Source organism: Chitinophaga sp. SYP-B3965 (assembly GCF_009647655.1).
Classification (GTDB): domain Bacteria; phylum Bacteroidota; class Bacteroidia; order Chitinophagales; family Chitinophagaceae; genus Chitinophaga.
The window spans coordinates 37,353-52,185 of the sequence record NZ_WJFD01000001.1 but is presented as its reverse complement, the minus strand read 5'-3'; the positions used below and the strand labels follow the sequence as shown (position 1 = coordinate 52,185).

General features: G+C 44.8%; 8 protein-coding genes. 7 read left to right on the top strand and 1 reads right to left on the bottom strand.

Features of this window, described 5'->3' with window-relative positions; genetic code table 11:
• Positions 1 to 34: 34 nt before the first annotated feature.
• Positions 35 to 2,413: an outer membrane beta-barrel family protein gene (locus tag GFS24_RS00215; RefSeq protein ID WP_153657559.1), complete on the bottom strand. Its 2,379-nt coding sequence runs from the start codon at positions 2,411 to 2,413 to the stop codon at positions 35 to 37.
• A gap of 218 nt (positions 2,414 to 2,631) precedes the next feature.
• On the opposite strand from GFS24_RS00215, the gene GFS24_RS29390 reads away from it, so the two are divergent.
• From GFS24_RS29390 to GFS24_RS00180, 7 genes are all read left to right on the top strand, one after another.
• On the top strand, positions 2,632 to 3,747 hold the full coding sequence (locus GFS24_RS29390) for a sensor histidine kinase (RefSeq protein ID WP_371729447.1): 1,116 nt from the start codon (positions 2,632 to 2,634) through the stop codon (positions 3,745 to 3,747).
• Complete coding sequence (locus GFS24_RS00205; RefSeq protein ID WP_153657558.1) at positions 3,744 to 4,448, top strand: LytTR family DNA-binding domain-containing protein; 705 nt, start codon at positions 3,744 to 3,746, stop codon at positions 4,446 to 4,448. Before GFS24_RS29390 ends, GFS24_RS00205 begins: the two co-directional genes overlap by 4 nt.
• A 51-nt stretch (positions 4,449 to 4,499) precedes the next feature.
• The gene (locus GFS24_RS00200) at positions 4,500 to 6,395 is read left to right on the top strand and encodes an AAA domain-containing protein (protein ID WP_153657557.1); all 1,896 of its coding nucleotides are present in this window, start codon (positions 4,500 to 4,502) and stop codon (positions 6,393 to 6,395) included.
• A 45-nt stretch (positions 6,396 to 6,440) separates the two neighbouring features.
• Positions 6,441 to 7,169 carry a porin family protein gene (locus tag GFS24_RS00195; protein WP_153657556.1) on the top strand — a complete coding sequence of 243 codons (729 nt, stop codon included), beginning with the start codon at positions 6,441 to 6,443 and terminating at the stop codon, positions 7,167 to 7,169.
• A 10-nt stretch (positions 7,170 to 7,179) separates the two neighbouring features.
• Positions 7,180 to 7,917 carry a porin family protein gene (locus GFS24_RS00190; protein WP_173002915.1) on the top strand — a complete coding sequence of 246 codons (738 nt, stop codon included), beginning with the start codon at positions 7,180 to 7,182 and terminating at the stop codon, positions 7,915 to 7,917.
• Between the two features lie 63 nt (positions 7,918 to 7,980).
• Positions 7,981 to 10,380 carry a hypothetical protein gene (locus tag GFS24_RS00185; protein ID WP_153657554.1) on the top strand — a complete coding sequence of 800 codons (2,400 nt, stop codon included), beginning with the start codon at positions 7,981 to 7,983 and terminating at the stop codon, positions 10,378 to 10,380.
• 4 nt (positions 10,381 to 10,384) lie between these two features.
• Complete coding sequence (locus GFS24_RS00180; RefSeq protein WP_173002914.1) at positions 10,385 to 14,800, top strand: TonB-dependent receptor plug domain-containing protein; 4,416 nt, start codon at positions 10,385 to 10,387, stop codon at positions 14,798 to 14,800.
• Positions 14,801 to 14,833: the final 33 nt, after the last annotated feature.

Sequence of the window (14,833 nt, the reverse complement as noted above, 5' to 3'; positions counted from 1 at the left end):
TAGAAGAGCATCTTCTTTCTCCGGAGATGCTCTTCTATTCTTTCCTTACGCGCTCCTTTTCATCTCCTGCCTGCCCGCTCTGCCGGCCTTTGGCCCCACCGGCTCCAAAGGCCCTGGACCAGGTAAGTCTTATAATGGGCAACCTGGTTGATTCTGTATTAAAATCCACATGGCTTCTGATGGAGAATACTTCCTCTGTTAGCGTTCCATAAGATGAAATTATACTGATGTTCCTGAATAGATCTGATACGGACAGTTGTAAAGTGCCGGCGTTGTTCTTTAATTCCTTTTTCAACCCTGCATTGACCGCGCCAAATCCCCCTACTTTTACAGATCCGTTATAGGACAGGGAATTATACCAGGCGGACAATTCCAGCGAAAAGTTGCTGGGGAGCTTAAATGCCTGGCTGCCATTCAGCGAATAACCAAAGTAGGTCTTTTCAACCGGCTGCATGGTATGCATCAGCTTAAACTGTCTGAGTCCTCCTGTGAAGCTATAGTTCATACTCCACCAGTTGTTTATTTTAACAGGGAGGTTAGCCTGTAAGTTGATGTTATACTGATACGCCACATTCTGCGGGGAAACATACAACAGATTTTCCACACTTCCTTTGGTTAGCTGGTAGCGGGCAATAGGGTAATTATCTTTGCTGAAAAGCAGGGAAAACGAATAGCCCTGGTAGCTATAACCCAGCTTTATATTATGCGTGATGGTAGGTTTCAGAAAAGGATTACCTGCGTAAACAGCTGTGGGGTCACTATACGTTACATAAGAAGCCAGATCATTATAGCTGGGCCTGCTGATCCTTTTGGTGTAGGATATCTGCCATTCAGACCAGGAAAAGAATACACTGGGGAAAAACGCACCCTGTCTGCGGGTTACCTGGCTTTTGTTATAAGCATATTCATACCTGGCTCCAATAGTCAGGTTCGCGGTTGTACTGATGGCAGCATTAAAGGAAGTGTACAATGCACCTATCGCTTCCTTCATCACCACTTCATTGATTGTTTCCGTTCTGCCAACCCATACATGATTTATCAAACTCTCAATTCCCGACAGACTGGAAACATTGGTATAAACCCCTTTGATACCGGCTTCCATTTTCAGTTTTGGCGTTAACTGTTTTGTATAATCTGCTTTGAGCACGCCTACCTGTATGATCGTCTGGGCAGTACCTTTCTGAAGGGGAGAAAACAGGCTGTCGTTATTCCCTGCGGCTTCTCCGTGTTTATTCAGAAAGGAACTTTGTACAAGGGAAGGGTTATCATTATTGAAGTAGAGGTAATCCATATCAAAATGGATATTTTTCTTTTCCAGGTAAATGGAAGCCGCTCCGTTCTTCCATTTGTTCTTTGTATCTAATATCCCATTAAAGAATAACAATGAATCCGGCAATACGTTGTAACTGGCATGGGTAACGGTATGGAGGGATGAATTACTGCCATTATAAGTAATGCTGCCACCCATAGTGGTGTTGGCATTTAATCTTACATCCAATCCTGCCATCACATCGTGGGTACCGGTTATCCGCTTTGCAGTGTCCCTCACTATCACATCCAGTATGCCTCCGAGCACCGGCATATTCTGCGCGCTGGTAATATACATATCGCTATAGGTCCTGTTGTGTGAGAAGGTGTAGGAACCGTATACATTGTATTTGCCCGTATTATGCGCAAGGTTAATACCAGCAGTTCCTTTTTCTCTCCATCCATAACCGGCTGCCAGGGAAACAGTACCATTGGTGCCGAAGCGTTTATCTTTCTTTAATACAATATTGATCAGGCCTCCACTTCCTTCTGCATCGTATTTTGAAGGGGGTGTTGTGAGCAATTCTATTTTTTCTATGTTATCTGCACTCATGGTGCTCAATAAGGTAACCAGCTGCTCCATTGGCATCCGCATGAGCTTTCCGTTAAACATCACCATCACCCCATTTTTCCCGTTTAATGCGATACTGTAATTCCGGTAATCGATCAGTACACCGGGCATCCGCTCCAGGACCTGCAAAGCCGTACTTCCTTTTGTGAGGATGCTACTTTCTACATTTACTACCAAACCACCCGGTTGCTGCTGGAATAAAGGCTTTTCTGCCTGTATCACTACTTCTCCCAATTGCCGCACATTTTCTTTCATTACCTGAATATCAAAGTCCCTGCTGTTTTCAAATACAGGAGAATACCAGGTTTGATAACCGGCCATACTCAGGCGCAGTATAAATTCTCCTTTACTAATATCCATCCTGTAAACACCGTCTTCATTTGTGAGCACTGCTTTTACAAACGAAGAATCTACTGCCTTCAGCAGCAATACATTAGCAGATGGAATAGGAGCCCCGCTTGTGGTAGTGAGCTTCCCGGAAACCTGTGCAAAGGTGCTTTGCGAAAGAAAAAGCAATAATAGGATGGTCCTCATACTATAAAGGAAACAGGAATCCTGCAGGCCAAAAATTTTATATGCTGAGCTGTGGGATAAAATTGCTGAGCTGCAGATCGTGTGCCTTTTTGCAGGTTCCGCCCGGAAAATGCTATGAAATTACCTTTCACCTGTTCTGCCATTCCTTTCGTCAATATTTTAATACCGGTTGTATTCCTGCAGGGGCTTTATCAGGGAATTTGCCTAATTTTAAAAGAGTGGCTGCATCCTCCAAATATCACTGGTTCTTTAAGTACAAGCTCTATCATCTTCCCCTTTGGTTCATATACCATTGCATGTGGTGGACGCTGATGATCGGCAGCGTGTCCGCTGTTGCCAACAACATCTTATATACCCCCTACTCCATCAAGTTTTTATTCTACGTGGTGTTCCAGGCAGTGGGTGTTTATTTCAATCTTTATTTCCTTATTCCCCGTTTTCTGGAAAAGGGGCGGTATGTGCAATACGTGAGCCTGCTGATCATCACCATTATCAGCGTAGCAGCTCTTATTGTACCGGGGTATTATGTGAGTGCCTGGATCTCCGGGAGATCCCTTGCGGACCTGTATGGTGTGCAGCCGGGTAATTACTTTTATTTCTTTCAGCTCAATACGCTTTCTTCTTCCGCTGCCAGTATGACGCTGGCCATGAGTGTTAAACTGGCCAAGAACTGGATCGAAACGAAACAAAGGGAACGGCTGCTGGAGAAGGAAAAACTTGAAACAGAATTGAAATTCCTGAAGTCGCAGTTTAATCCTCATTTCCTTTTTAATACCATCAACTCTATTTTTGTACTCATTCATAAAAATCCGGACATGGCCTCTGAATCACTGGCCAAATTCTCTGAACTGCTGCGTTACCAGTTATATGAATGTAATGAGCAGCAGATCCCGCTCAGTCATGAACTCATTTACCTGGAAAATTTTATTGAACTGGAAAGACTGCGGCAGGAACAGAATGTAGAACTCAGCATAGAAATGGAAGAACTGCATTTGCAGGCCGGCAACTTTACCATTGCCCCATTTATATTAATGCCCTTTATTGAAAACGCTTTTAAACATGTATCCCAGCAGCCGGATCAACCCAACTGGATCAGGATGCACCTGCGCTTTGATAAACACCAATTGCATTTTGATATTTCCAACAGCATCTCCTCTCAGCGCCGCTCTGCTGAAGTGCTTCCCTATAGTGGCATTGGATTAAAAAACGTACAGCGGAGGCTAGACCTCATCTATCCTGCCAGTCATCAGCTGACCATCCAAAAAGAAACGGATCAATTCAGGATCCTGTTACAGCTGGACCTTTTTCCTGAAACCTTAAAAAAAGTATCATGACCCTCAGCTGTGTAGCCATAGACGATGAACCTTTAGCCAGGGAATGCATTGTTAACTATGTAAAGGAAGTGGATTTTCTGCAACTCACCGGAACCGGAAATAACCCGCTGGAGCTAACAAAGTTATTGAATGAAAAAACGGTGGACCTCATCTTCCTGGATATTCAAATGCCTGTGATAAATGGTATCGAGTTCCTTAAAATGACCCCGCATCCGCCCATGGTGATCATTACAACCGCCTATCCCAGTTTTGCACTGGAGGGTTTCCAACTGGATGTACTGGATTATCTCGTAAAGCCTATCACCTTTAACCGTTTTTTCAAAGCGGTTAGTAAAGCCCGGGATTATCACCAGCTGGTTACGAGAACGGATGTTGCTGATCATTTCTTCATCAAATGTGATTACAAATATGAAAGGATCTATTTTTCCGAGATCCTTTACATAGAGGCCATGCAGAATTATGTGACCATTTATACCACCAAAGGCAAACACGTTACTTTACTCTATCTAAGGAATGTGGAAGAAAACCTGGATGGGCAATCCTTTATCCGGGTGCATAAATCCTACATTGTTGCTATTGCCAAAATAGAGGCTATTGAGAACAATGAGATCATCATAGGAGCCTTCCGGGTGCCCATCAGCAGGAATTACCGGGACCAGGTAATTGAGCGGGTGGTGAATAATAAACTCTGGAAGAAATAACTCATTATCAGTTGGTTATGCCCATAATGTACAATATAGTACCTTTGCGCCATGCATTATTTTTCAAAGCTGCTGGACCTGTTGAAAACGGAGCGGGAAGTTGATCAGTTATCTTATCAGAAATTAAGCGAAACCTTGTCTGTGTCCGAACGCAGAGCCAACGGATTAACCTGGTACCCCATTGCCATTACGGATACTGAAATGAGCCGCGGAGATTACCTGACGGTGGAGGTGGAACGTACCACTCACCAGGATGTGGTACATCAGCTGCGTTTTGGTGTATCTGCTGTGTTATTCTCTAATCACGACAGGAAACAGGACTTCGTGGAAGGCACTATTTCCTTCCAGAGCGGTAACCGCCTCAAGATCACTTTGCGTACAGATGAATTGCCGGAATGGTCCCGCAATGGCAAACTGGGCATCGACCTGCTTTTTGATGATACCAGTTATGATGAAATGCAGAATGCCCTGAAACAAGCCGCCGCACAAAGTGAAAAACCGCTTATCCAGGTACTTACGGGTGAAAAGAAACCTGGTTTCCATACCGGCATTCCTTCTTACCCTGTTTCAAAATTAAATGCTTCCCAGCAGGCGGCAGTAGATAAGATTGTTGCCGCCAATGATCTGGCTATTGTACATGGCCCTCCCGGAACGGGAAAAACCACTACGCTGGTACAAGCAATCAAGGCATTGATCAAACAGGATCATAAACAGATCCTGGTAGTAGCGCCCAGTAATACAGCAGTAGATCTGCTCAGTGAAAAGTTATCGGACGAAGGATTGAATGTATTGCGGGTAGGAAATCCGGCACGTGTTTCAGAACACCTGATGTCCCTCACGCTGGATAGCCGTGTATCTGAACATAGCAGCATGAAGGAGATCGGGAAACTGAAAAAGCAGGCGAACGAGTTCAGGAATATGGCGCATAAGTACAAGCGGAATTTCGGCAAGGCGGAACGCGATCAGCGGAAAGCACTCTTTGACGAAGCCCGCAATATTATGAAGCAGGTAGATAAAACAGAACAATATATTATTGATGACCTCTTAGCTAAAGCGCAGGTGATCACGGCAACATTGGTTGGTGCGAATCACTATACCGTGCGGAACCTTACTTATCATACGGTGGTGATCGATGAAGCGGGACAAGCATTGGAACCAGCCTGCTGGATACCCATCCTTAAAGCACAGAAAGTGGTGCTGGCAGGAGATCATTGCCAGTTATCCCCTACTGTTAAATCCAATGAAGCGGCGAAGAACGGATTGAGCACTACCTTGCTGGAAAAGTGTGTGGCCTTACATCCTGAGGCAGTGGTGTTACTGGAAGAACAATACCGCATGAATGAGATGATCATGGGTTATTCTTCTTCTATCTTTTACCAGGATAAACTAAGGGCACATGGTTCTGTAGCACAACACCTGTTATTCTCTGATGATAAACCGCTGGCCTTTGTGGATACAGCTGGCTGCGGATTTGATGAAAAGTCCGAAGGCACCAGCACTACCAATCCTGATGAAGCAGCCTTTTTATACAAACACCTCACTTTGCTGGTAACGGAATTACGCAGCCGGTATGGGGATCATGAACTGCCTAATATTGCGATCATTTCTCCTTACAAGCAACAGATACAGGTATTGAAGGAACAGTTACTGCATTCGCCTGTGCTGCAAAGTTATGGGAACAGGATCTCCGTGAATACGATAGATAGTTTCCAGGGGCAGGAAAGGGATATTGTGTATATCAGCATGACAAGAAGTAATTCAGAAAATAATATCGGATTCCTCTCTGACATCAGGCGCATGAATGTGGCCATGACGAGGGCCCGTAAAAAACTGGTGGTGATCGGGGATAGTGCAACACTTTCACAATTACCATTTTACGCAGATTTCATCACGTATGCAGAACAACGGGATGCTTATCAAAGTGCCTGGGAATTTGCTGACATGTAATAATTTGCCGTTATTTCCGTTATTTTATAACCCATCCCTCAAGCTATGAAGACAACATTACTTTCCGTCCTTATTACCATTGCTGCCCTGCCTGTTTGTGCACAGCTTTCTATAGGTGTTACCGGTGGTTACAGCCATGCTACCCAACGTATTTCCGACCGCACTTTCGCCGCTCAGGATTTTGCCAGTCCTAATCCATCCACTTTTGCGAAAACCAAATATACTCCGCAATGGCATGGTGGTGTGATGGCAGATCTTCGCCTGTTTAAAGGTCTTTATATACAGCCCCAGGTATTGATCAGCTCCAAAGGTGTAAAAGAGGAAGAAGAACGGTCATACCAGCATTGGGTGGATGGCACTTATAAAACAAGACTGATCTACCTGGAAATACCATTGAACATTGTATACAAGTTCCGGCTGGGGCCAGGTAAACTGGCTGTGGGCGCCGGGCCTTATTTTGCTTTTCCGTTGTCTGGCACATACAAGGATGAGGGTACGATCACAGACCCTAATCATCAGCCCGTTGGCGGTTTTAAAAATGACCTCAACATCCAGTTTGATGACTTTGTAGTGAGTACTGCCCAGGGAAAGTATTACAAAAATTCTGATGCCGGGATCAATTTCATTGCCGGATATGAATTTAAGAAAGGATTATTATTCAATATCAATTATAGTCTGGGGCTGACCAATGTATACCCCAAAGGTCCGGAGCAAAGGAAGAATGCCTACATTGGTGTGAGTGCGGGTTATATGTTCCGGTTATGGCGTAAGTAAATCCATGTTTATGAGAATAATATTTCTTTCTCTTCTTATTGTTTGTACCCTGCCCGTTTGTGCGCAGATCTCTGTTGGGGTTGTTGGTGGTTATAGTAGTACTGCTTTAAGGATCTCTGACCGGGAACAATTCGGGGATATTGGTGGTCCTGCATCCACTCCTTCAGAGAAAAGTCTGTTTGACCCAAAGTGGCACGCAGGCCTGATAGCAGATATCCACCTGGTAAAGGGCTTTTATTTGCAGCCCCGGTTACTACTGAGCAGAAAAGGAGATGAGAAGGAATACCGGGTCGGCGCTAATGGATTTTATCATATCACTAATGACAAAACTAACCTCACCTATCTTGAACTACCGCTGAACCTCCTGTATAAGAAATCCCTGGGCAGGGGCAAACTGGCAGTAGGGGCAGGCCCGTATTTTGCAAAAGCATTGTCTGGCAAATATTCTACCCATAGATCTTCAAGAGATGAGAATGCGGCTACGCTCATTATCACTGAATACCGCGATCAGGGTAAGATAGAAATTACAAACAAGCAGCCGGCCCTAATTCCCAGTCCGCAATATGCACCCTTTTATTATAAGCCCTATGATGCAGGGCTCAATTTCATAGCTGGATATGAATGTAAGAACGGCTTGTTATTCAATGTTAATTATAGCCTGGGGCTGGCGGATGTTTATACTTATTCCCCTGAAAAACGAAGAAACAGATACTTTGGCCTGAGCGCCGGGTATTTATTCAAACTATAAATTCTTTTTCTCCCGTTTATGGATTCCTGAAAATCTATGCATCCTTTCCCCAAATGATAGCATATGACCAGGATCTCTATCACGTTTCTTTTTGTTCTTATACCTTTCCTGCTAAACGCACAGTCCAATGAACCTGTTGAGCCGGTAGTTTCCAACGATTACCTCCGACTGATCTCTCCAAGGGTTAAGCTCGATGATTCCAGCTATAGTGTGCGTAAAAGCACTTTGGTAGCGGAAGGATATCAACCGGGCATGGTGATCAAAGCGGTGAGGTTGGTAGATGGTAAACTGCAATTCAGCCCACAACATATTTACCGTTTAGCCTTTGCCGGTAGTATTAATACCACGGTAGAACTGAAGACCATTAACCGGCTCCCTGCCCTGCAGGACCAATATGGTCAACTCCTGCACCAGCACAATGATGTATTCAGTTACGGGCCTGCCCTTCAACCCGGTGCTACGGCTTATCATCATCCCATTTTCAGAACTGCTTCTCTCTTCTCACAGGCATTTAATCTGCAGACTGATCTTTTCCGGAACAGAACATTGATATCGAACTTAGACCTGAAACTCGGACAATCCAAAGAGCAGACCTTCATCCGGGAAAATGAGAACAGTGCCAGGAACCTCGGTCTTACACTGAGTATCTTTACGCCCAGGCATAAGATATCCGGCAGTTATAGTTACCTGGATAACCGCTTTACCAATTCCAACCGGAATGGCTTTTTAAACAGGGTATATCAGAACTCCCTGTTAACACCTGTGAGTTTTAGTGATCCCTACACCAGTTATAGTCCGCTGTCGGATAATCCTGACTTCTTACTGCAAAACAGCGGTAATCGTTACTTTCAGCAGAAACACAACACCAGCCTGATCATCAGCAGATGGCATCATAAGTATGAATACAAACTCACCCAGTCTTACGAAAAAACGGCGGAGAACAGCCTGGAAGGCTATAAGCCAGGTACTGCGTATTTTCCTGCCGGCATTTCATTCCAAAGGGATAAAAAAGATGCTGATTACTACCTGCTTGCCAACGGCATCTATCGTATAGAAGATTGCTGCAGCAATATCAAATCAGAGATCAGGGCCAACTATACTTTACAGGCTTCCAACACTCGTATCAATGCATACCACTATCAGCGTACAGCACAGCAGGCCACACTTAACTTTGCCAGCAGGTATTACGATAACGGGGTAGAAGTTGGGCTGGATGCGGGTAACCGTTTCTACTTTTCCAATACGCTTAGCAGTAATAAATACTTCTCCCCTTCTATCAACCTGCATACACGGTTGAACGGCATACCACAGCGATTCCGCATCATGGCTAACGTTGCCTACAATCAGTACTATAGTGAACTGCCTATTTCAGAATCACTCTCCTATGCCAACCTATTGCGTTACAATTCTGCACAGGCCATGCAGTATTTCCCTACAATGGAAATAAGCGGATACGATGGACTGCAGCCTGTTTCCCACAGGGAATGGACAGGTAGCCTGAGAGTGACTTACCGGAATAAACTGGCTTTGGGCGGTGAGGTATTTATCAGAGATGTACAGGATGATCTGTTCCCTGTTTATGAACAAAACACCTGGCAACTGAAAAATATAGCAGACCATCGCAAAAGAGGCATTGATCTCTCCCTGCAACTGTTTGAAACTTATTTGTTGAACAGGCTCTTCTCTACCACACACCAACTCTCCTTCTCTGCTTATAACGATAAAGTAACACAAGTAACAGATGGCTACAACTATACACCGGTGGCTGGTTTCAGCAATGTGCACAAAGCTGTTGTAAATGGAGAAGTACTGGGCGCCATTGTTGGAAACACTTACCAGCGGGATGCCAACCATCAGCTCATTGTTGGGCCGGATGGATTTCCGCTGGTGAATGATGAGTTATCCGTGATCGGCAACCCTATACCTGATTTTGTAGTGAAGATGAATAATACGCTGCGTTGGAAAACACTCACCCTGGGCATTGACTGGGAATGGAAAAAAGGCGGCGATGTATGGAATGGTACACAGGCTGCATTGGACTATTATGGCAGATCCGCTGTTTCCGGTATAGAGAGAAATACGAAAGGGTATGTATTTCCCGGTGTAACGGCAGATGGGCATGTTAACACCACACCGGTTGACTTTTACGATCCGGCCCAACCAGTGGAACAAAACCGTTGGGTAAGATATGGTGAAAGTGGTGTGGCAGAAGCGTACATACAAAAAGCAGATCACCTGCGGATCAATAACCTGCAACTTTCCTGGCAGCTGGTCTTTTCAAATATGAAATTCCCGCAGAAACTAACCGTGTCCACTTACGTGAGTAATCTCCTGCTGTGGACGGCTTATAAAGGGGTGGACCCAAACCAGGTGTTATATGATCAGTCCAATACTACCGGGCTGGATTTCTTCAATCTTCCCGCTACCAAAACGTACGGGCTCAATGTTTCACTTCAATTCTAATCACATGAAATATCTCTCCTGCCTAATATTGTTCATGGTGGCTTTTGCGGATAACTGTTTTGCACAGCAGCTGAGTTATGCTACTGCCAAGGAAAAGGTCTATGTTCAAACAGATCATGTGTTCTACAAACCGGGCGAAACGGTTTATTTCAAACTGTACCTGGTGGACGCACACGATCAGACTCCTTCCAAAGTGAGCAGCCTGGCTTATGTGGAAGTGATCACACCTTCCGGCACACAGTTAGCGAAATATAATTACCGCGTGGAAAATGGTTATGTGGAAGGATCTTTTGATTTTTCCGAACAAGCTGTTGGTGGTGTTTACAAGATCAAAGCGTATACTTCCTGGATGCGGAATGAAAGTGAAAACACCTGGTTCACGAAAGAGATCACTTTGCAAAAGGTAATAGCACCCCGCCTGCTGATGAAACTGGAATTCCCTAAAAAGGGATATGGTGGCGGAGATGAAGTGATCGCTGATTTTTCTGTGCGTAGCCTGGATGACCAGCCGGTGCGGAATAAAGCAGCAAAATATACGGTATCTGTTTCCGGCATCGTGATCCAAACCAGCAACTTTTCTACCAGCCAGGAAGGGAAAGCACAGATCAGGTTCCAGTTACCTCAAGCGCTTTCTTCCACTGATGGATTATTGAATATCACATTGCAGCATGACGGTTATGTGGAAGCCATTTCCAGAAGTATCCCTATCGTCCTGAATAAAATAGATCTTCAGTTCATGCCGGAAGGGGGCACACTGATCAATGGTATCCCCACTAACATCGCTTTTAAGGCCATTAATGATAACGGAAAACCAGTTGATGTAAAAGGAGATGTAATGGACGGCAAAGGCCGCAAAATAGCTTCTTTTGAGAGTTATCATTTTGGGATGGGGAAATTCAACTTTACGTCGGCTGCGGATGAGGTGTACACTGTTAAGATCAGTTCACCGGCTAATATTACAGAGGTATTCAAATTACCGGTTGCTTTGAAACAGGGCGTGGTGATGAATATTACTGATCATAAGATCCGCCTGGCCGCCACACAACCCATGGAAGTGAAACTTGTGGGGCAGGTGAAAGGGGTTAATTATCTTTCCAAAACGTTATCCCTTAAAAAAGGGGAACAGGATATTGTTTTCGAAGCAGGGTTGTTTCCGGCAGGCATTGCCCGTTTCTCTGTATACAACCAGTATGATGTACCGCTGGCAGAAAGGATCATTTTCCTCAATACGCAGAAACTGCTGGATGTTAAGATCACCACAGACAAGGATAAATACCTGCCAAGGGAAAAAGTGACCCTGCGCCTGAAAACGCTGGATGAAAACGGGAAACCTATTCCGTCTAATTTTTCGCTGGCGGTGATAGATGATAAACTCTGGTCCTTTGCGGATGATAAACAGGACCATATCATTTCCTGGCTGATGATGAGTTCCGAACTGAAAGGAAAGATAGAAGAGCCTGCTTTCTATTTTAAAAAGGAAGAACCAAAGGCAGCGGGCACACTGGACCTTGTCATGCTCACCCATGGATACCGCTATTTTGATTATCTCGATAATAAATTACTGTTCTCTCCTGACCAGGAGAATATCATCAGCGGTGTGGTATTGAACGACAAAAACGAACCCGCAAAAGCGACTGTTTACCTCGTGCATACCCAGGGAGATAATAAAGCCCTGGAAATGATTACCACTAACGAGGGACAATTCTTTTTTACAGACGTGACACCTAATAACAGGTATATCCTTATTGCAAAATCGCTTTTACGGAATGAAAAACTCAGCGTGCTGGTGAATCAGAATGGCATTGGTTTCACGCCCAAGCCACTTATGCGTTTTGGTGGTGGCCCTAAACCGCTGGTACTGCAACCCAATGCAGCTGCAATACCCGCAGTTGAACTTTGGCCTAAAGACGAACAAGAATTGAATGAGGTGGTAGTAGTAGGGTTTGGTGCACAGAAGAAACAGATGGTAGTAGGGGCCGTACAAACGGTAAAAAAGGAAGACCTGGCTATGAATGCAGATCTCAGAGAAGCACTGGCGGGCAAAGTGGCTGGTGTGCAGGTAATGCAGAATGCTAATCCCGGGGCAGGAAACAATGTGATAATAAGAGGCGCCGCTTCCCTCACCGGATCTAATGAACCGTTATGGGTAGTGAATGGCGTGGTGATGGACAAAGTAGATATCAGGACCATCAACCCTAATGACATCGAAAATATCACGATACTAAAAAATGCATCTGCGGCTGCTATTTATGGTTGCCGGGCTGCCAATGGTGTGATCATCATAGAATCTAAAAAGTTCACCCAAAAGAAACTCAGTGTTGATATCAGGTATCAATATCGCTATGCTATTAAAGAGATCGTATCCGGCAACCCGGTATATGCAGTGGCTAAAAGGTTCTATGCACCTAAATATCAAACCACCACTACCAAAGAAAGGAACGATTTCCGGGAAACCATTTACTGGAACCCGGTTGTGCAAACTGATGCAAAAGGAGAAGCCACACTGGAATTCTATAACTCAGACGCCACCACCACATTCAGGGCTATTGCTGAAGGGATAGGATATAATGGCAAGGTGGGCAGAGCGGAACATACTTTTGCGGCACAAAATGCGATCAGTGTGGATGCGAAGATCCCCCCTTATTTAACGGTAGGTGACAAAGCCCTCATTCCCCTGGTGATCAAGAATAACAGAGATGTGGCCACCTCCATCAATATTGGTTTGAACCTTCCCGAGCATATGAAAAGCGGAAGTTTTGACCCCAGCTTTCAATTAAATGCAGGGCAGGCGAAAGAAGTATTGATCCCTGTAGAGGCGTTGTCTTCACTTGAAGGCACTATCCGTTTTAAAGTAAATACAGAAACGCTTTCATTACCGATAGTTGCCAGTGAAAAAGGTTTCCCGGTGATAGAAACATTCTCCGGAAACAGATCTGCCCAACACACGGTTAACATCAGTAAAATGATCCCCGGCAGTTTAAAAACAAACCTGCGGCTGTACACCAGCCTGGAAGGTCAGCTGCTGGATGGCATTGAGTCTATGCTGCGGGAACCCAGCGGCTGTTTTGAGCAAACATCTTCTACTACCTATCCTAATATTTTCATCCTTAAATACCTGCGGGAAGCTGGTAAGTCTGATCAGCGAATTGAGCGGAAGGCCATGGATTACATTGAAGCGGGTTACAAAAGACTGATAGGTTATGAAACAGCTGAACAGGGTTTTGAATGGTTTGGCAAAACGCCGCCGCATGTGGCCCTTACGGCTTATGGACTGCTTGAATTCACCGCCATGCAGGAGTTCCTGAATGTAGATAAGGAAATGCTGAAACGCACGAAGGACTTCCTGTTGAAACGCAGGGATGGCAAAGGTACGTTCACAATGTCCAAAGGTGGTTATGATGCTTTTGCATCTGTGCCTGCCAAGATTGCCAACGTTTATGTTGTATATGCTTTAACGCAGGCTGGCATCACAAGTGAAATTGAACCGGAATATGAAAATGCGCTGAACAGTGCTATCAAGAATAATGATGCTTACCAGCTGGCCATGATGGCCATTGCTGCAAGTAACATGAAAAAGGATGCTGATTACAGGAAACTGATGGGTTTATTGCAGACGATCAATATAGAGAAATCGGAAACGAGTGTGGTGAATTCCCGCGATGAATCATTGGCAGTAGAAACGCTTTCTCTTTACGCGCTGGCATTAACACGTGATCCATCTCCTAATGTTGGAGAGATTGCCGTGATCATATCAAAGATACTGGGCAAGAAATCCTATTATGGTTATGGTTCCACGCAAGCCACTGTACTGGCATTGGAAGCCATCGTTGAATATTCAAAACTGGCAGGGCACAGATCTGATGACTACAAACTCGATTTTAATCTGAATGGAGAGACGATCAAGCCGGGTACCAAACATGCTTTCAGGGAAGGGAAAAACATCTTCGCGGCGCATTTTGCCAGTGGGAAAGGAACGGTGCCTTATAACATGGAAGTATCCTATTTCACTTTCACGCCACCGAACAGTGAAAAAGCAGATCTGAAACTGGTGACCCGGTTAAAAGAAACACGTACTAAAGTGGGAGAAACAGTAAGGCTGGATGTACAGGTAACCAACGATAAAACTATCCTGCAGCCTATGGCTATTGTTAAGATCGGTATCCCTGCCGGGCTATCTGCACAGCCCTGGCAGTTGAAAGAGATCATGGAAAAGAAAGAAGTGGCTTACTATGAGATCTTCGACAATTACCTTGTACTCTACTGGATGGGATTTGCTTCTCATGAGGTTAAAAAGATCAGCCTGGATCTGAAGGCGGAGATACCTGGGGTTTATAAAGGGAAGGCGAGTAATACGTGTCTCTATTACACGCCGGAGCATAAACATTGGAATGAAGGGTTGGATGTGAATATCCTTCCTTAATAAAAAAGGGGCGCTCTGTTATGAGCGCCCCTT

Bases quoted from the DNA above. Each gene is read 5' to 3' on its own strand.
- GFS24_RS00215 (WP_153657559.1), bottom strand. From the start codon at position 2,413: ATGAGGACCATCCTATTATTGCTTTTTCTTTCGCAAAGCACCTTTGCA.
- GFS24_RS00205 (WP_153657558.1), top strand. From the start codon at position 3,744: ATGACCCTCAGCTGTGTAGCCATAGACGATGAACCTTTAGCCAGGGAA.
- GFS24_RS00200 (WP_153657557.1), top strand. From the start codon at position 4,500: ATGCATTATTTTTCAAAGCTGCTGGACCTGTTGAAAACGGAGCGGGAA.
- GFS24_RS00195 (WP_153657556.1), top strand. From the start codon at position 6,441: ATGAAGACAACATTACTTTCCGTCCTTATTACCATTGCTGCCCTGCCT.
- GFS24_RS00190 (WP_173002915.1), top strand. From the start codon at position 7,180: ATGAGAATAATATTTCTTTCTCTTCTTATTGTTTGTACCCTGCCCGTT.
- GFS24_RS00185 (WP_153657554.1), top strand. From the start codon at position 7,981: ATGACCAGGATCTCTATCACGTTTCTTTTTGTTCTTATACCTTTCCTG.
- GFS24_RS00180 (WP_173002914.1), top strand. From the start codon at position 10,385: ATGAAATATCTCTCCTGCCTAATATTGTTCATGGTGGCTTTTGCGGAT.